We start from the raw sequence: 16866 nt of genomic DNA, 5'->3' as shown, positions 1-16866 counted from the left end.
GGACGCTGTTGGGATGACCCAAGACTCGCGTCCGGCCGGTTAGCGCCCGTGCAGCCCACGTACAGGGGACGTACAGCACCCTGCCAATTCTCAGGCGGCCTTCCGCCCCCGGTCACGGACCAGGCTGACACCGGCCCCGAGCGACACGACGCCCATCCCGACGGCCGTCATCACGCCCTGCGACCCGTCGACGACGAAGGGCGCGACGGCGGCGACCGCGAGGTTGAAGAGGAACAGGAACCACAGAACGGGACGGGAGGAGAGCAGAGCCTTCATGACAGGGCTTCCTTAAAGGGAGTGGGATCCGAAAGGCCCGGTGACATCCGGGGCGTTCGGGGTTTCGCTTGCGAGATCAACGATCCCGTCCCGGACCTGCGCAAACGAGGGAGCGCACTCCCGAAGGCATGGTGTAGTCAGGTACACCGTGACGCGCTGTGCCGCACCCGGGGCGCGGTCGTGGCCGGCGCGGCGGGCGGCTTCATGAACTCGGCGGCGGGCGCCGGCGGCCCACCCGCCTCTCCCTGCGCCGTCAACGCGGGCCGGACGGCAGGGGAGTTAGTCCCGAACGCGCGGTTCTCCGGCGTGGGGGTGGTGGTGAACGCCGCCGGGCCCGGCGGCGGTGACGATCGGCGGGAGGGGGTCAGCCCTTGACCGGGCCCAGACCCAACTGGCCGCCGATCTCCTCCTCCATGACGCGGCCCGCCTCGAACTCCAGCGTTTCGTCGCCCAGGGTGGACTGGTCGGTGTCGAGGCCGTTCAGTTCCTCGAGAGGCTGGTCCAGGCGGATGTGGGCGAGGACCGAGTGCAGGGCGCGCAGGGTCGCCGAGGCGGTGGAGCCCCAGTTGGAGAAGTAGGAGAACTGCCACCACCACAGGGCCTCCGTGGTGCGGCCCGCGCGGTAGTGGACCATGCCGTGGCGCAGGTCGGCGATGACGTCGGCGAGGTCGTCGGAGATCCGGGCCGGGACGGGCGCCTTGCGGGGCTCGTAGGGGTCGAAGACCTCCGAGTAGACGTCGACCGGCTCGAGGAGGCGGGCGAGGTTCTCGCGGAGCTCGTCGGCGTCCGGCTCGAAGCCCGGGTCGGGCTCGTAGCGCTCGTCGGGGACGATGTCCTCGTGGGCGCCGAGGCGGCCGCCGGCCAGGAGCAGCTGGGAGACCTCCAGGAGGAGGAAGGGGACCGCCAGGCCCGGCTCGTCGCCCTTCGCCACCTCCGTGACGGCTACCAGGAAGCTCTCGACCTGATCCGCGATCTGGACGACGAAATCGTCCGGGTTGTGGTCGGTCGCGTGCAGCGTGGCGTCAGACATCTAGGAGTCGTCTCCCCTCGAAGGCGCGACCGAGGGTCACCTCGTCCGCGTATTCCAGGTCGCCACCCACCGGGAGGCCGCTGGCCAGGCGGGTGACCTTCAGGCCCATGGGCTTGATCATGCGGGCGAGGTACGTGGCCGTCGCCTCGCCCTCCAGGTTCGGGTCGGTGGCCAGGATCAGCTCCGTGACCGTCCCGTCGGCCAACCGCGCGAGAAGTTCTCGTATACGCAGGTCGTCGGGACCGACACCTTCGATGGGGCTGATCGCGCCGCCCAGGACGTGGTACTTGCCGCGGAACTCGCGCGTGCGCTCGACCGCGACGACGTCCTTCGGCTCCTCGACGACACAGATGACGCTCAGGTCGCGGCGCGGGTCGCGGCAGATGCCGCACAACTCCTCCTGCGCCACGTTGCCGCAGGTCGCGCAGAAGCGGACCTTCGCCTTGACCTCCATCAGCGCCTGCGCGAGCCGCCGTACGTCCGTCGGTTCCGCCTGGAGGATGTGGAAGGCGATCCGCTGCGCGCTCTTGGGACCGACGCCGGGCAGTCGCCCCAGTTCGTCGATGAGGTCCTGGACCACGCCTTCGTACACGGACTGCCGTCCTTCCTGGGGTTCCTTGCGGTACGTACCGTAGTTGGCCGAGGCCGGTCTTAGAAAGGCGGACCGGTCCTAGAAAGGCAGTCCCGGGATGCCGCTGCCGCCACCCAGGCCCTGGGCCAGCGGACCGAGCTTCTGCTGCTGGAGCGTCTGCGCGTTCTCGTTGGCCGCGTGGACGGCCGCGACGATCAGGTCTGCGAGGGTCTCGGTGTCGTCCGGGTCCACCGCCTTCGGGTCGATCCGCAGGGCGCGCAACTCGCCGGAGCCGGTCACGGTCGCCTGCACGAGGCCGCCGCCCGCCTGCCCGTCGACCTCCGTGTTCGCCAGCTCCTCCTGGGCACGGGCCAGGTCCTGCTGCATCTTCTGGGCCTGCTGAAGCAGCTGCTGCATGTTGGGCTGGCCACCACCGGGAATCACGATCAGCTCCTGTTTCCTACGCCTGTCGGACGTGCCGTCGAGCGGGTTTTTTCCCGCTCGGCACGAGCCTACGTGGTCTGTGCGGGTGTCGCCCCAGCACTCTTTCGAGTGAGTCAGGTGTGAGGCCTATACCTGATCAAGGCCCACTTCCGGGCGTAAAAGAGATGAAACCTTCCTCTTCGCCACCCATTGGGAGGTAGGAAAGGTCCGGCGCAGCAGCATCAGGCGTCACGGGTGTCACGCAACGTGAGCGGTCGGGATCGGTCGGGATCAATCGGTCGGGATCAGTAGGGAGTGCCGGGTGGGTCAGCAGCCGGAGATGCAGCCCGAGGGTCCGCCTCAGGACGGGCGGAGTGAGGGCGCGGCCGGGCTGCGGCCGGGCGATCTGGCCGGGCGGACGTTTCCGCTCGGGGACTGGGGTGAGCCCGCCGAGCGGCTGGACGAGCTGTACCGGTGGGTGGAGCGCGGGGCGCTGGAGACCGCCGCCTGGTACCTCGCGGACCGGGTGTGGAAGCGGCGGGCCGCCCGGGGCCTGCGCACCGGGGCGGCGGCCGGGGCGGTGTGCGCGGCCGCGCTGCCGTTGCTGGACCTCGCCCGGGTGCTGGGCGGCGCCGCCGCCTGGGGATATCTGGCGCTGCTGCTCGCGGTGGCGTGTGCGGCGGTGGACCGGTTCTTCGGGGTGACGTCCGGCTGGATAAGGGACGTGGCCACGGCGCAGGCCGTGCAGCGCCGGCTCCAGGCGCTCCAGTTCGACTGGGCCTCGGAGAGCGTCCGGGAGGTCCTGGGCCCGGCGGAGGGCACGGCGAGCGATGCCGCGGAGCGGTGCCTGGCGGTGCTGCGCCGGTTCTCGGAGGACGTCTCGGAGCTGGTGCGCACGGAGACGGCGGACTGGATGGTCGAGTTCCGGACCGGGCCGGCGCCGATGGGGATCCAGGGAGCGGTCGCCGCCGGCGGGCGGGCGGACGTGGGTGGGGGGTACGGGCGGTTTCCGATGCCGCCGGGGGCGAACGCCCGGCCGAACATGCCCCGGCAGCGGCCGCCCGAGCCTCGGTGAGCGGAGTGCTCGCGGACCGGCTTCACCGGCACAGCCGCATGCCCTCCGGGGTCCAGCACGGCAGGTGGCCGTGGGTGCGGATCACGTCCTGGCCGTTGCCTCGGGTGAGGTAGGTCAGGAAGCTCGAGGCCAGGGAGTCGGCCGGGGGGCGGCCGTAGGTGTAGGCGTACTCGATCTCGCGGTACGGGTAGTCGCTGGTGCCGTGCTCGATGGCGTCCACGGAGGGCGGGTCGCCGCCCAGGTCGAGCGGGTGCAGGCCCTTCGCGCGCTCGGCCAGGTTGAGTTCGCTGTAGCCGATCGCGCCGGGAGTGGCGGCGACCGTGGACAGCACCTGGTCGGTGGAGTCGAGTTCGCAGCGGACGACGGGGGCCGTCGGGTCGTCCTTGTGGACGCAGTCGACCGACGAGTTCGCGATCTCGCCGCGGCCCAGCACCCGCCGCTGGAACACCTGCCGGGTCCCGGAGTTGGCGTCCCGGCTGACCAGGACGACCGGCAGGTCCGGCCCGCCGACCTCGTCCCAGTTGGTGATCTGCCCCAGGTACAGCCGCCGCACGTCCGCCGTGGCGAGGTTCCTCAGCTTGACGTCGTCGTGGACGACCAGCGCGAACACGGACACGGCGACACGGTTCTCGCGCAGTTCGTCGAGCCCGGCCGGCTTGGGGCCGTCGGAGAGGGCGACGACCGGCGGCGAGCCCTTCCTGCCCGCGGCGGCGGCGGCGAGTTCACGGATCCCGGCCGTCGAACCGTGCGGGTCCACGGTGATCCGCGCGCCCTCGCAGTCGTGCTCGTACTTGGCCGCCACCTCCCGGACCACCGGAGCGAACGCGGTCGACCCGGTGACCGTGAGCGTGCCGCGCTCGCAGCCGACGGGGGGCGGGGCGTCCCGGACGACGACGATCGTCGCGAGGGTGACCACGCAGACCGTGAGCAGGACGGAGATCAGCCGGGCGGCCCGGCTGAACAGCGGCGGGGTGTCGTCCGGGGTCGCGCTGCGGTTGGGGTGCACCTCGCCGTCGCGCAGACCGCCGTACAGCCGTATCCCCCGGCCGACATCGCCGCCCGACAGCAGCACGAGCAGCTTGAAGTGCTCGCGGGGGTTGAGCGGGACGCGGGGAATGCGCAGGGTGTTGCCTTCGTAGCCGAAGCCCCGGTCCGCGGTGAAGTGGTCCATGAGGTGGTCGGTGTCGGTCGGCTGGGTGACGGACACCCCGTGGATGGTGCGGTCGGTGAAGACGGCGGTCAGTCCGTGGCGCTCGGGGCCCGTGTAGTCGTCGCGGGCGATGCCCTGCGAGCCGTCGTTCTCGATGCGCAGCAGGACGAGCGTCGCGTCCGACATCCCGGGAGCCTCGTCGAAGAGGCCGAGACGGCGGTTGGGGCGGCCGGATCTGACGTCGTCGCCGATCGGGTTGTCCATCTGCACCCGGTACCCGACCCGCTTGCGGCGCGGCACCCGGCGCTCGTACCAGACCATGATCCCGGACGCGGCGATGCCGACGAAGGCCGTCCCCACGGCCACCACGTTCTCCGCGTTCAGCCACTCCACTGTGGGCGCCCCCGCCACTCCCGCCGACCGGCTCGTAGGGGGTCACCGTATGTCCGTGCGAGGGGACATTCCGGACCGGTCGACCGACGTTCGCCCGACGTTCACCGCCGGGTGTAGGTCAGTTTCTCCCCGGTGCCGTTGTTGACGCGTCGCAGCGTGCCGTCGGCGAGCAGGGTGACCTCGGAGGCCTCGCCCGGGGTGCACGAGGAGAGGGGTTCACCGGCGGTCACCTTGGACGGACCTATCTTCAACGGGCCCTTGCCGCCCGGCCGCTGGGAGAGAGCGGCGCTGAACTCGCAGTGGTAGCCGTCCCCGTCGGCGACGAGGGCGAGCACCGCGTCGCCCACCTTGCCCTGGGCGAGGGTCAGCCGGCGCGTGTTGGTGCCGCTCTCGTTCTCGATCGTGGTGGTCCAGGTGCCGAGGTAGGCCGCCGGGACCACACCGTCGGCCGCGGACGCGGAGGGGGACGCGGAAGGGGACGGGGACCCCGACGAGGGCAGTTCCGAGGCCTTCGCGGAGGAGGGCGTCGAGCCGCCGGACGGGGTGCTCGCCGCGTTCGCGGTGGAGTCGTCGTCGCCGTTCATGAACGCGTACACCGAGCCGCCCGCGGCGACCGCGACCACCAGGGCGACCGCGACGAGCAGGGCGGTGGTCCGGCGGCTGCGGCGCGGCGGCTCCTGCGGCCCCGCGGGGCCGGCCGGCCCGTACGGGTCGTAGGCGGGGGCGGTGCCGGGGCCCGCGGCGCCGTCCGCGTACGGGTTGTACGGCGCCCCCTGGCCCGGCGCCGCGGACCAGGCGGCCGGCGGTTGGTGCGGGTGGCCGTAGGCCGGGGACGCGGCCGGCTGCGGATGCTGCTGGGGGTAGCCGTACACCGGGTGGGCCGGGGCGGCCGGCCCGCCGGACGGAAGGGGCCGCGCCGGGATGCCGTCGGCGCCCACGGCCTGTGTGGGGCCGTGGTCCGGCGAGGGCGCGCCACCGCGCGGGCCGGAGTGCTGCGGGAAGGCCTCGGAGGCGGTCGCCGAGTGGTCGAGGAGGGTGGGGCGCGCCGGGTGGCCGGAGTGGGACGGGTCCGCGCCCTCCGGGTCCTCCACCTCCAGCAGCCGCACGGCGTGGCGGCCGAGCTGCGCGACGAGGGCGCCGGGCAGCCAGGGGTCGCGGGAGCGGCCGTCGGAGACGGTGTCGTCGACGCCGGTGAGTTCCAGGACGCGGTCGAGGGAGGGGCGGGCGGCCGGGTCCTTGCGCAGACAGGCGCGGACCAGGTCGGCGATGCCCTCGGGGACGCCCGAGAGGTCGGGTTCGTCCTCGGCGATGCGGAACATCAGGGCGTGCGCCCCGCTGTCGGCGGAGCCGAAGGGGAGGGCGCCGGTGGCGGCGTAGGTGATGACCGAGCCGAGGCAGAAGACGTCGCTGGCGGGCGTGACCGGATCGCCGCGCAGCTGTTCGGGGGCCAGGAAGCCGGGCGAGCCGATCACCGCGCCGGTCTGGGTCAGCCGGCTGTCGCCGGTCACGCTCTCCAGCGCCCGCGCGACGCCGAAGTCGATGACCCGGGGCCCTTCGATGGTGACCATCACGTTGGACGGCTTGAGGTCACGGTGGACGATCCCGGCCGCGTGGATGTTGGCCAGCGCGTGCGCGAGCCCGGCGGCGAGGATGCGCACCGACCGCTCGGGCAGCGGGCCGTGGTCGTGGCTCACCACCTGCTGGAGGCTCGGTCCGGCGACATAGCCGGTGGCGACCCAGGGCACGGCGGCCTCGGTGTCGGCGTCGAGGACGGGCGCGGTCCAGAACCCGCCGACCCGCTGCGCGTTGCGCACCTCCTGCCGGAACCGCGCCCGGAACTCCTCGCGCGCCGCCAGCTCGCGCCGGACCAGCTTCACGGCGACCGTGCGTCCCCGGTCCGAGCGGGCGAGGTAGACCTGCCCCATGCCGCCCGCGCCCAGCCGCGCGAGCAGCCGGTAGCCGCCGATGCGCTGCGGGTCCTCCGGGCCCAGCTTCTCCATCGCAGCGCCGCCTTTCCCGCACATGTGTGATCGAGACATGTGCAACCCAGCCGAGAATAATCCGGCCGTTCGGGGAGTAGTGCGGCGCGGTGTCTACGGTTGCGTAACAGCGGGCTCCAGCCCGTCCAGCACCTTGGACAGCCGTTCCAGTACGTGTACGGCCTCGGCGAGCTCCGCCTCCCCGTACGCCTGCGCCAGCCGGTCGGCGAGGGCCGCGTGCCCGGGGTCGATACGGGCGACCGCGGCCCGGCCCGCCTCCGTGGGCGCGAGCAGCTTGGCGCGCCGGTGGGCGGGGTTGGGCCGGTATGCGGCGAGGCCGCGCTCCACCAGCAGGTCGGCCACGCGCTGGACGCTCTGCCGGGTGATGCCCATGGCGCGGGCGATGCCGGACACGGGCAGCGGGTCGCCGAGCACCGCGCCGAGCACCTGCCACCCGGCGGCGGTGAGCCCGGCGGGCCCGGCCAGTTCCTCCGCCACGGCGAGGAACTGGCCGTTCAGCCGGAACACCCCGAGCGCTCCGCGGCTGAGCAGATCCTGCCGTTCCCGGCTCACCGGCCGGCCGTCGCCTTCTCCAGTACGGCGTACGCGGCCGCGTCGGAGTCGTGGAACAGCCGGTACCAGGCGTCCAGCACCTCGCCCTCGTAGACGCCGAGGAGCCGGAAGATCTCGCGTGCGAAGGCGACCGGCTCGGTCGGCCCCGCGGTGATCAGATTGCCGTCGGTGACGGCGTCCGCCTCGACGTACCGGCCGCCGCCCGCGTAGCCGGTCGCCGCCAGGTAGAAGGAGACCGCGCCGGTGTGGTCCCGGTCGTCGAGCAGGCCCTCGCGGGCGAGCCCGGCGGTGGCCCCGCAGATCGCGGCGACGGGCACCCCGGCGTCGAGGAACGCGCGTGCAGTGCGGGCGAAGGGCGCGAGGTCGTCGGAGGTGTCCCAGAGGTCGGCGCCCGGCAGGATCAGCAGGGAGCTGTCCTCGGGCCGTACGGCGTCCAGGGCCAGGTCGGGCCGGATCCGCAGTCCGCCGACGCTGGCGACCGGCTCCTGCGACCCGCCGACCGTGCGGATCTCGTACCCGTTCCGTGCGAGGTACGCCGTCGCGAACCCCGTCTCCCAGTCGGCGAGGGTGTCGTACACGGCGAGATGCACCGGCTTGCGGCTCATGGTTCCTCCTCGTGAGCGGATCCTGCGGTCCTGGCGGATCCTTATGACAGGAGACTGTCACTTCGACAGCAAGCTGTCAACCCGTCGGCGCCGCTCACACCCTCCCCACGCCCGACAACCTGTCGCGGAATCGCCCCCTCCACGGAACAGGACGCCGATACCGCTTCCGCATCGCGGACATTTACGCTCACTGGCATGACCCCTCAGTCCAGCCCCCAGGCCGGCGCCGCCGTGAAGGCCGCGGACCGCGCGCATGTCTTCCACTCCTGGTCCGCCCAGGAGCTCATCGACCCGCTCGCCGTGGCCGGCGCGGAGGGGTCGTACTTCTGGGACTACGACGGCAAGCGGTACCTCGACCTCACCAGCGGGCTCGTCTACGCCAACATCGGCTACCAGCACCCGAAGGTCGTCGCCGCGATCCAGGAGCAGGCCGCACACCTGACCACCTTCGCGCCCGCCTTCGCGGTCGAGGCCCGCTCGGAGGCGGCCCGGCTGATCGCCGAGCGCACCCCCGGCGACCTGGACAAGATCTTCTTCACCAACGGCGGAGCGGACGCCGTCGAACACGCCGTGCGCATGGCCCGGCTGCACACCGGGCGCGCCAAGGTGCTGTCCGCCTACCGCTCGTACCACGGCGGCACCCAGCAGGCCGTGAACCTCACCGGCGACCCGCGCCGCTGGGCCTCCGACAGCGCCACGGCCGGGGTCGTCCACTTCTGGGCGCCGTACCTGTACCGCTCCCGCTTCTACGCGGAGACGGAGGAGCAGGAGACCGCCCGGGCGCTCGAGCACCTGGAGACGACCATCACCTTCGAGGGGCCGGGGACGATCGCCGCGATCATCCTGGAGACCGTCCCGGGCACCGCCGGGATCATGGTCCCGCCGCCCGGCTATCTCGCCGGGGTGCGGGCCCTCTGCGACCGGTACGGGATCGTCTTCGTCCTGGACGAGGTCATGGCCGGGTTCGGGCGCACCGGTGAGTGGTTCGCGGCCGACCTGTTCGACGTGACGCCCGACCTGATGACCTTCGCCAAGGGCGTGAACAGCGGCTATGTACCGCTCGGCGGGGTCGCGATCTCCGGCGCCATCGCGGAGACCTTCGCCCGGCGGCCCTACCCGGGCGGTCTGACGTACTCCGGGCACCCGCTGGCCTGCGCGGCCGCCGTCGCGACGATCAACGTCATGGCGGAGGAGGGCATCGTCGAGAACGCGAAGAACCTGGGCGCCTCGGTCGTCGGGCCGGGGCTGCGGGAACTGGCCGAGCGGCACGCCTGCGTCGGCGAGGTGCGCGGGGTCGGCATGTTCTGGGCCCTCGAACTGGTGAAGAACCGGGAGACCCGCGAGCCGCTGGTGCCGTACAACGCGGCGGGCGAGGCCAACGCGGCGATGGCCGCCTTCGGCGCCGCCGCCAAGAAGGCCGGGGTGTGGCCGTTCGTGAACATGAACCGCACCCACTTCGTGCCGCCGCTCAACGTCTCCGAGTCCGAGGTCAAGGAGGGTCTCGCGGCCCTGGACGCGGCGCTCTCGGTGGCCGACGAGTACACGGACTAGCACCGGGCGAGGACCGGACGAGGACCCGGGCGAGGGCCGGACGAGGACCCGCGCGGGGACCCGGCGGGGACCGGTTCCGTCTCTTCGGCGGCCCGGTGGCGCGGAGGCTGTTCGTCCAAGGTCTTGATTTCGTCGAACGCGTAAGGTGGCGTGCTCGTACATACCCACGAGCACGCCACTTTTCCCGCACCCGACGATGGAGACGCCCCGACCATGCCCGGCAGCACCGGCAACGGAGCCGTGACGCGCAGCACCCTGCGACAGCAGATCGCCGACGCGCTTCGCGACGAGGTGCTGGGCGGACGGCTCCAGCCGGGCCAGGAGTTCACCGTCAAGGAGATCGCCGAGCAGTACGGCGTCTCCGCGACCCCCGTCCGCGAGGCCCTCGTCGACCTCTCCGCGCAGGGCCTGCTGGAGGCCGACCAGCACCGGGGCTTCCGGGTCCACGAGTACTCCGCCGAGGACTTCCGGGGCATGATCGAGGCGCGCAGCCTGATCATCGAGGGGATGTTCCTCGCCCTGGACGAGGGCCGTCAGCGCCACCACAACTACGAGGACCCGCGGACCGCCGCCGCCATCGCCGGGGTGCGCCGCCGCGGCGAGGAGGCGCAGCGGGCCGCGGCCGCCGGTGACCTCACCGTCCTCATCGGCTACGACCTGCGCTTCTGGCGCGAGCTGAGCGCCCTCTTCGGCAACCCCTATCTCGCCGACTTCCTGCACCGGCTGCGGCTCCAGTCCTGGGTGTGCACGGTGCAGCACCTGCGCCGGCCGACCGATCTGCGCGGCCGGCTGTGGTCCGGCCACACCGAACTGGTCGACGCCCTGTACGACCGCGACACCGTCACCGCCCGGGCGATGCTCGCCGCGTACAACGACGACTCCATCGCCCTGATCGAGCGACTGGCGGCGGAATGAGCAGGGCGGACGCCCCCGGCACGACCGCTCCCGCGCACCGCACGCACCGCACCACGCCCGTCGAACTCTCCGTGGTCGTCCCCGCCTTCAACGAGGAGCGCCGGCTCGGCCCCACCCTGGACGCCGTCACCCGCTACCTCGACGCGAGCGGGAGCCACTGGCGCACCTGGGAGATCCTGGTCGCCGACGACGGTTCCACCGACGCCACCCGCGAGCTCGTCACCGTCCGCCGCGACCCCCGGGTGAAGCTCGTCGCGGGCGCCGGCAACCGGGGCAAGGGGCACGCCCTGCGCCGCGGCGTCGCCGCGAGCCAGGGCCGCCAGGTGCTGGTCATGGACGCCGATCTCGCCACTCCCGTCGAGGAGTTGGAGCGCCTGGAGAAGGCGCTCGCCGACGGCAACGCGGCGGCGATCGGCTCACGGGCCGTACCCGGCGCCACCCTCGGCGACCGCCAGCACCGGATACGCGAACTCGCGGGCCGGGCGGGCAACCTGCTCATACGCCGGACGACCCTGCGGGGCACGCGCGACACCCAGTGCGGGTTCAAGCTGTTCGACGGCGACAAGGCCCGCGCCGCCTTCACCGCCTCCCGCCTCAACGGCTGGGCCATCGACGTGGAGGTGCTGCGCCACTTCCAGCGGGCCGGCTGGCCGGTCGCCGAGGTGCCCGTGCACTGGTCGCACCGGCCCGGCTCGAAGGTCCGTCCGGCGGACTACCTCCGGGTCCTGCGCGATCTGGTCCGGCTCCGGATCCCGGTGCCGAGACCCGCGGACATCGTTGCCGTCCTGCTGTTCCTCGCGATGGCGGTGGCCCTCTACTCCGGCCGCCTTCCCGACCCGGCCCACCGCTATCTCACCGACTCCCTCCAGGACCAGAACCAGTGGGAGTGGTTCTTCGCGGTGACCGCCGACAACATCGCTCACCTGCGCAATCCCCTGTTCACCGGCCTCCAGGGCGCCCCGGACGGTGTGAACCTGATGGCCAACACCACCATGCTGGGCCTGTCCGTCCCGCTCACGCCCGTCACCCTGCTGCTCGGCCCGGCCGTCACGCTCGGCCTGGTGATGACACTGGGCCTGGCCGCGACGGCCGCCGCCTGGTACCGGCTGATCGTGAGACGGCTCGTCCGCCAGCGTGCGGCCGCCTTCGCCGGAGCCGCGCTGGCCACGTTCGCGCCGCCCATGATCAGCCACGCCAACGCGCACCCGAACTTCGTCGTGCTGTTCATGATCCCGCCGATCATCGACCGCGCGCTGCGGCTCGCGGCCGGTGAACGGGTCACCCGCGACGCGGTCGTCCTCGGCCTGATGGCGGCTTACCAGTTCTTCCTCGGCGAGGAGCCGCTGCTGTTCGCCGCGATGGGCATGATCCTGTTCGCGGTCGCCTACGCGGCCGTACGCCCCGACGTCGCGCGGAAAGCCGTACGGCCCCTGCTGAACGGCCTCGCGGTCGCCGCCGCCGTCTGCCTCCCGCTCGTCGTCTACCCGCTGGCCTGGCAGTTCTCCGGCCCGCAGAGCTACACCGGCATCGACCACGGCACCGCGCCCGGCGTCGCCAACTCCGTCCGGGCGCTGCTCTCCTTCGCCGAGCGCTCCCTGATCGCGGGCGACGCCCACCGCGCCGACGCCCTCTCCCTGAACCCCACCGAACAGAACGCCTTCTACGGCTGGCCGCTGGTGCTGCTCGCGTTCGCGATCACGGTGGGACTGTGGCGGCGGCCGGCGGTCAGGGCACTGGCCGGTACGGCGGCGGCCGCGGCCGTGCTGTCCCTCGGCTCGCGCATCCCCCTCCCGCTCACCGACACCACCGTCCCCGGCCCCTGGGCGCCGCTCGCCGGCCTGCCCCTCTTCGATTCGGTCATCGAGAGCCGGGTCGCGCTGGTCTGCGCCCCGCCGCTGGGCATGCTGCTCGCCCTGGCGGTCGACCGCCTCGCCCACGCCCGCCGGCTGGGCACGCAGTACGCCGGTCTGCTCGCCGTCTGTCTCGCCCTGCTCCCCCTCGTCCCCGCCCCGCTGAAGTCGCAGCCGCGCGCCGAGGTGCCCGCCTTCTTCGCCGACGGCGCCTGGAAGACGTACGTCCGGGGCGACGAGACCCTGGTCCCGGTGCCGCTCGCCGAGCCCGAGGACGCCGAGGCGCTGCACTGGCAGACGGCGGCCGGCCTCGGCTTCCGGATGCCCGGCGGCTACTTCAACGGCCCCCTGGGCGACGGCGACCGCACCGGCGTCTACGGCGTCCCGCTGCGCTTCACGGCGAGTCTGCTGCGGGACGTCCGGTACACGGGCGTGGTCCCGGTGATCGACGCCCGGGCCCGGGCCGAGACCCGTGAGGACCTCGCGTACTGGCGGGCGGGCGCCCTGGTGCTGGCCCCGCAGCCGCACGAGGACCGGCTGCGTGAGACGGTGGAGAAGCTGGTCGGCCGGCCGGGTAGGCGGGTGGCCGGAGTGTGGGTATGGGACCTGCACGAGGGGAGCTGACGCGGGTCGCACCGACTAGTCTTCCCTGACCGGTCAACGTACTGAGTGAGGAGCTCTCTTTGGCCTGTGACCTGTGGCTGGTGCCACTCGTCGACGTGTTGTGCCACACCCCCGACAATCCCTTCGCCGACGAACTCGCCCAGTACAACAAGGTGCTGGCCGAGGCGGGTCTGCCGCCCGTGCCGGTGTACCAGTACATGCCGGGCCTGTCCGGCGAGGTCGCCCCGGTGGCCGGCTTCGACTACGACGCCCTGCACTTCCTGCGCCGCGCCTACCTCCTCCAGGTGTGCGGGCTGCCGGTGACGCCGGTGGACGAGCTGGGCGGCGACTACGAGCAGCTCCTGGAGATGTTCGAGGCGACGGCCCAGCAGTCGCACCTGGTCTGGCACTACGACCACGCGGGCGCCTACGTTCCGGTCGACTTCCCGCAACCCCTGTCCAACGACGAACTCCTCGCGGGCGGCGGACCCCTGGGTTCCGCGCAGTCCCTGCTGAGGGAACTGGAATTCGTGGCCCCGTCGATCGGCATCGATCCGGCCAATCCGCCGCTGGCTCCCCAACCGCCCTCCGGGCCGACGGAGTTGGAGGAACCCGCCGTTCCGGCGCCGTACGATTCCAGCCCCTTCGCGCGCGAGCGGCACGTCTGGCTCGGGCTGCACGCGGCGGCGACGCGGAGTCTGGCGCAGGGGTCGATGATCGTGTTCAGCTGAGCGAGCGGACGGGCAGATCCGGCGGGCGGTCAACGGCCGAGCTGCGAGAGGCCCTTCTGCACGTCCTCCCTGTTCATCACCGGGGTGTAGGAGATCTCGGCCCCGAGATGGAGGAAGAAGGGCTCACTGAGCACGGGCATCTGCGCGCTCTCCTCCATGTCGAAGAACAGGAAGGCGGTGCGCTTGCCGTGGTCGGTGGTGAAGTAGGCGGCCTCGGGCTTGAGCTGCGCCATGGACTCCTCGATCAGCTTCCCGAGGGTCCCGTTCCGGATGGCCTCGTTCGCCTTCTCGGTGTCCATGGTCGCCTTGAGCATCATGCGCATCGCAGTCACTTCCTTCTGGTCGACACACATGCGTATCCACCTCAGGATATGCCCGTATGCGGCATTCCTCCCTTGCTGCGAGGCCGGGGCGGCCGACGTCAGAAAGCGGCCGTGCCGGCCTGCGTCGGCTTCCGGCCGGCGGTGGCGAAGCCGGCCGGGTCCAGGGTTCCCCCGGCCGTGACGTAGTCGATCATCAGCCGGCGGATCTCGTCGGTGGAGCTGTAGGTGAGGTCCCTGAGCTTCTTGCCGTACGGGGTGCTACGGGCGTCACCGCGAACGGGCCTTGGGCCGGTCGAGGATGTCCAGGACCGGCCCAAGCCGGGATACCGCCGTCGGGCCGCCGACGTACTGCCGCCGGGCCGCCTTCGGGTCTTCGCCGGGACTACGGGACCACGGGACTACAGGAACGAGTTGATCTCGATCGTCTCGTCCCGGCCCGGGCCCACGCCGATCGCGGAGATCGGGGCGCCGGACATCTCCTCCAGCGCCTTGACGTACGCCTGGGCGTTCTTCGGCAGGTCGGAGAAGGACTTCGCCTTGGTGATGTCCTCGGACCAGCCGGGCAGGGTCTCGTAGATCGGCTTCGCGTGGTGGAAGTCGGTCTGCGAGTACGGGAGTTCCTCGACGCGCTTGCCGTCGATCTCGTACGCCACGCAGACCGGGATCTGCTCCCAGCCGGTGAGGACGTCGAGCTTCGTCAGGAAGAAGTCCGTCAGGCCGTTCACGCGGGTCGCGTAGCGGGCGATGACCGCGTCGAACCAGCCACAGCGACGGTCACGGCCGGTGGTCACGCCCCGCTCGCCGCCGATGCGGCGCAGCGCGTCGCCGTCGTCGTCGAACAGCTCCGTCGGGAAGGGGCCCGAGCCGACACGGGTCGTGTACGCCTTCAGGATGCCGATGACCCGGCTGATCTTCGTCGGGCCCACGCCCGCGCCCGTGCAGGCGCCGCCCGCGGTCGGGTTCGACGAGGTGACGAAGGGGTACGTGCCGTGGTCGATGTCGAGCAGCGTGCCCTGACCGCCCTCGAAGAGGACGACCTTGTTCGCGTCGAGCGCCTGGTTGAGGAGCAGGACCGTGTCGGTCACGTACGGAGCGAGCTTCTCCGCGTAGCCCAGCAGTTCCTCGACGACCTGGTCGACGGCGATCGCGCGGCGGTTGTACAGCTTGGTCAGCAGCTGGTTCTTGCCGTCCAGCGCCGCCTCGACCTTCTGGGTGAGGATCGACTCGTCGTACAGGTCCTGGACCCGGATGCCGACGCGGTTGATCTTGTCGGCGTAGGTCGGGCCGATACCGCGCCCGGTGGTGCCGATCTTGCGCTTTCCGAGGAAGCGTTCCGTCACCTTGTCGACAGTGACGTTGTACGGGGTGATGATGTGCGCGTTGCCGCTGATCAGCAGCTTCGACGTGTCGACGCCGCGCTCGTTCAGACCGCTCAGCTCGGAGAGCAGGACCGACGGGTCGACAACGACACCGTTACCGATGACCGGCGTACAGCCGGGTGACAGAATTCCCGAAGGGAGCAGGTGGAGTGCGTACTTCTGGTCGCCCACGACGACCGTGTGGCCGGCGTTGTTGCCGCCCTGATAGCGCACTACGTAATCCACCGAGCCACCGAGCAGGTCGGTGGCCTTTCCCTTGCCTTCGTCACCCCACTGAGCACCGAGCAGCACAAGTGCGGGCACGCGCGTACACCCCTTCCGGGTGGGGCATGTCCAAGGCCAGGGGCGTACGCGGTGGCTCTTTCCACCGCGTGCACCACGTGCACCGCGACCGTCGTCGGCCGCCGCTTGTCGGACCCGGATGCCCCGGAATAGACCAAGCCCCTGGCGCAATAGCGCAAGGGGCTCTTGCACAAAGATGCTACCCGAGGAAGCGAGGCAGGACCGAGGTGGCGACTTCTCCCACGTCCGATCAGCTGTTGGTGATCATCGATCCGGTCGCCCGGCGCACGGACGGGGAGTCCGTTCGAATCGCGAAAGACGTGCTCAGCGCGGGTGCGGCGAGCACGAAGGTGTGCCTCCCGGAGGACCCGGAGGAATTCGCCCGGGTGCTCGCCAGACGGGGATCACGGCGACCGGTGGTCGTCGGCGACGACCGCGCGCTGATGCGGACGGTGGCCCTGCTGCACCGGCAGCGGGCCCTGGCCGAAACCGTGCTGTCGGTGGTGCCGGTGGGCACCGCCCTGGGCGTCGCGCACGCCCTGGGGGTGCCCACGGGGGCGGTGGCGGCCGCCCGGGCCGCCCTGGACGGCGCCGAGCGGCGTCTGGACGTACTGGTGGACGACAGCGACGGGGTGGTGCTGGGCGCGCTGCGGATCCCGCCGGTGCCGCTCGCTCCGCAGGCGGAGCCCGCCGTGGCGGAGGCGGGGCTCGCCCAGGGCGGCGGTCACCCCTGGCTGCGGACCTACCACCTCTTCCGGACCCTGGTGCCGTCACGGCCCTCGCGGCTCTCCGCGGCCCCGGCCCCGCCCGGCCCGGCCCGGCTGCGGATCGAGGTCGACGGGGTGACGCTGATCGACCTCGACCAGCCGGTGGAGGCGGTGACGGTGACCCCGGGGCCGTCCGGCACGGCGGTCGTGCGGGTTCGGCCGCTGTCCCTGGGCGCGGTGGCGGTGCCGCTGGAGGCCCGGGGACGGACGGTGACCGTCTCGGGCGCGGACTTCCGCTACCGGGCGGACGCGATGATCGCGGGACCGGTACGGCGGCGCACCTGGACGGTGCGCGAGGGGGCGTTGGGGCTGATGCTGCCGGGGCGGTGAGCCGGGCCGGGCCACCACCTCGGCCAGGCACCTGTGCCGTACGTCTTCCACGTCTTCCCG

Annotated in this window: 17 protein-coding genes and 1 pseudogene; 7 read left to right on the top strand and 11 right to left on the bottom strand. The window is 72.1% G+C overall.

The annotated features are described in order from the left end of the window. Positions 1 to 90: 90 nt before the first annotated feature. Positions 91 to 276: a hypothetical protein gene (locus tag ABT070_RS35890; RefSeq protein ID WP_351767014.1), complete on the bottom strand. Its 186-nt coding sequence runs from the start codon at positions 274 to 276 to the stop codon at positions 91 to 93. Between the two features lie 153 nt (positions 277 to 429). On the opposite strand from ABT070_RS35890, the pseudogene ABT070_RS46305 reads away from it, so the two are divergent. Continuing rightward, positions 430 to 603: pseudogene (locus ABT070_RS46305) on the top strand (sulfite exporter TauE/SafE family protein); the annotation flags it as partial. Between the two features lie 37 nt (positions 604 to 640). Here ABT070_RS46305 and ABT070_RS35885 read toward each other — a convergent pair. The 3 genes from ABT070_RS35885 to ABT070_RS35875 all read right to left on the bottom strand — a co-directional run bounded on the left by ABT070_RS35885 (position 641) and on the right by ABT070_RS35875 (position 2321). Continuing rightward, on the bottom strand, positions 641 to 1306 hold the full coding sequence (locus tag ABT070_RS35885; RefSeq protein ID WP_351767012.1) for a DUF5063 domain-containing protein: 666 nt from the start codon (positions 1304 to 1306) through the stop codon (positions 641 to 643). Beyond that, the gene (gene recR / locus ABT070_RS35880; protein WP_351767010.1) at positions 1299 to 1898 is read right to left on the bottom strand and encodes a recombination mediator RecR; all 600 of its coding nucleotides are present in this window, start codon (positions 1896 to 1898) and stop codon (positions 1299 to 1301) included. Before recR ends, ABT070_RS35885 begins: the two co-directional genes overlap by 8 nt. Positions 1899 to 1976: 78 nt before the next feature. Next, positions 1977 to 2321 carry a YbaB/EbfC family nucleoid-associated protein gene (locus ABT070_RS35875; protein ID WP_307164565.1) on the bottom strand — a complete coding sequence of 115 codons (345 nt, stop codon included), beginning with the start codon at positions 2319 to 2321 and terminating at the stop codon, positions 1977 to 1979. Positions 2322 to 2640: 319 nt separating this feature from the next. On the opposite strand from ABT070_RS35875, the gene ABT070_RS35870 reads away from it, so the two are divergent. Beyond that, a complete protein-coding gene (locus ABT070_RS35870) occupies positions 2641 to 3375 on the top strand; it encodes an SLATT domain-containing protein (RefSeq protein WP_451101803.1) in 735 nt (244 codons plus the stop codon). Between the two features lie 22 nt (positions 3376 to 3397). Here the strand turns inward: ABT070_RS35870 and ABT070_RS35865 are convergent, their stop codons facing one another. The 4 genes from ABT070_RS35865 to ABT070_RS35850 form a co-directional block, all read right to left on the bottom strand. Then, complete coding sequence (locus ABT070_RS35865) at positions 3398 to 4918, bottom strand: substrate-binding domain-containing protein (protein WP_351767005.1); 1521 nt, start codon at positions 4916 to 4918, stop codon at positions 3398 to 3400. A gap of 101 nt (positions 4919 to 5019) precedes the next feature. Then, on the bottom strand, positions 5020 to 6918 hold the full coding sequence (locus ABT070_RS35860; RefSeq protein WP_351767004.1) for a serine/threonine-protein kinase: 1899 nt from the start codon (positions 6916 to 6918) through the stop codon (positions 5020 to 5022). Between the two features lie 93 nt (positions 6919 to 7011). Beyond that, positions 7012 to 7470, bottom strand: coding sequence for a MarR family winged helix-turn-helix transcriptional regulator (locus ABT070_RS35855; RefSeq protein ID WP_351767002.1), 459 nt, complete (start codon positions 7468 to 7470; stop codon positions 7012 to 7014). Further along, positions 7467 to 8075 carry a type 1 glutamine amidotransferase family protein gene (locus tag ABT070_RS35850; RefSeq protein WP_351767000.1) on the bottom strand — a complete coding sequence of 203 codons (609 nt, stop codon included), beginning with the start codon at positions 8073 to 8075 and terminating at the stop codon, positions 7467 to 7469. The genes ABT070_RS35855 and ABT070_RS35850 overlap by 4 nt, the downstream gene beginning before the upstream one ends. A 195-nt stretch (positions 8076 to 8270) precedes the next feature. Between ABT070_RS35850 and ABT070_RS35845 the strand changes: the two genes are divergently transcribed. From ABT070_RS35845 to ABT070_RS35830, 4 genes are all read left to right on the top strand, one after another. After that, on the top strand, positions 8271 to 9626 hold the full coding sequence (locus ABT070_RS35845) for an aspartate aminotransferase family protein (protein WP_351766999.1): 1356 nt from the start codon (positions 8271 to 8273) through the stop codon (positions 9624 to 9626). Positions 9627 to 9839: 213 nt separating this feature from the next. Further along, a complete protein-coding gene (locus tag ABT070_RS35840) occupies positions 9840 to 10541 on the top strand; it encodes a GntR family transcriptional regulator (RefSeq protein WP_351766997.1) in 702 nt (233 codons plus the stop codon). Next, entirely contained in the window at positions 10538 to 13015 is a 2478-nt protein-coding gene (locus tag ABT070_RS35835; RefSeq protein ID WP_351766995.1) for a glycosyltransferase, read from the top strand. Before ABT070_RS35840 ends, ABT070_RS35835 begins: the two co-directional genes overlap by 4 nt. A gap of 59 nt (positions 13016 to 13074) precedes the next feature. Further along, positions 13075 to 13725, top strand: coding sequence for a putative DNA-mimic protein (locus ABT070_RS35830; protein WP_351766993.1), 651 nt, complete (start codon positions 13075 to 13077; stop codon positions 13723 to 13725). 29 nt (positions 13726 to 13754) lie between these two features. On the opposite strand, the gene ABT070_RS35825 is transcribed toward ABT070_RS35830, so the two are convergent. The 3 genes from ABT070_RS35825 to ABT070_RS35815 form a co-directional block, all read right to left on the bottom strand. Further along, positions 13755 to 14048, bottom strand: a complete 294-nt coding sequence (locus tag ABT070_RS35825) for a hypothetical protein (protein WP_351766992.1) — start codon at positions 14046 to 14048, stop codon at positions 13755 to 13757. Between the two features lie 98 nt (positions 14049 to 14146). Next, positions 14147 to 14365, bottom strand: a complete 219-nt coding sequence (locus ABT070_RS35820; RefSeq protein WP_351766991.1) for a hypothetical protein — start codon at positions 14363 to 14365, stop codon at positions 14147 to 14149. Positions 14366 to 14446: 81 nt separating this feature from the next. After that, positions 14447 to 15730 carry an adenylosuccinate synthase gene (locus ABT070_RS35815; protein WP_351766989.1) on the bottom strand — a complete coding sequence of 428 codons (1284 nt, stop codon included), beginning with the start codon at positions 15728 to 15730 and terminating at the stop codon, positions 14447 to 14449. A gap of 206 nt (positions 15731 to 15936) precedes the next feature. Between ABT070_RS35815 and ABT070_RS35810 the strand changes: the two genes are divergently transcribed. Continuing rightward, complete coding sequence (locus ABT070_RS35810; RefSeq protein ID WP_351766987.1) at positions 15937 to 16806, top strand: diacylglycerol kinase family protein; 870 nt, start codon at positions 15937 to 15939, stop codon at positions 16804 to 16806. Positions 16807 to 16866: the final 60 nt, after the last annotated feature.

The organism is Streptomyces sp. NPDC002884 (assembly GCF_040295245.1).
Lineage (GTDB): Bacteria > Actinomycetota > Actinomycetes > Streptomycetales > Streptomycetaceae > Streptomyces.
Note: the sequence above shows the minus strand (reverse complement) of the source record. Positions and strands in the feature narration are given on the sequence as shown.

Bases quoted from the DNA above. Each gene is read 5' to 3' on its own strand.
- ABT070_RS35845 (WP_351766999.1), top strand. From the start codon at position 8,271: ATGACCCCTCAGTCCAGCCCCCAGGCCGGCGCCGCCGTGAAGGCCGCG.
- ABT070_RS35870 (WP_451101803.1), top strand. From the start codon at position 2,641: ATGCAGCCCGAGGGTCCGCCTCAGGACGGGCGGAGTGAGGGCGCGGCC.
- ABT070_RS35850 (WP_351767000.1), bottom strand. From the start codon at position 8,075: ATGAGCCGCAAGCCGGTGCATCTCGCCGTGTACGACACCCTCGCCGAC.
- ABT070_RS35835 (WP_351766995.1), top strand. From the start codon at position 10,538: ATGAGCAGGGCGGACGCCCCCGGCACGACCGCTCCCGCGCACCGCACG.
- ABT070_RS35840 (WP_351766997.1), top strand. From the start codon at position 9,840: ATGCCCGGCAGCACCGGCAACGGAGCCGTGACGCGCAGCACCCTGCGA.
- ABT070_RS35890 (WP_351767014.1), bottom strand. From the start codon at position 276: ATGAAGGCTCTGCTCTCCTCCCGTCCCGTTCTGTGGTTCCTGTTCCTC.
- ABT070_RS35885 (WP_351767012.1), bottom strand. From the start codon at position 1,306: ATGTCTGACGCCACGCTGCACGCGACCGACCACAACCCGGACGATTTC.
- ABT070_RS35860 (WP_351767004.1), bottom strand. From the start codon at position 6,918: ATGGAGAAGCTGGGCCCGGAGGACCCGCAGCGCATCGGCGGCTACCGG.
- ABT070_RS35825 (WP_351766992.1), bottom strand. From the start codon at position 14,048: ATGCGCATGATGCTCAAGGCGACCATGGACACCGAGAAGGCGAACGAG.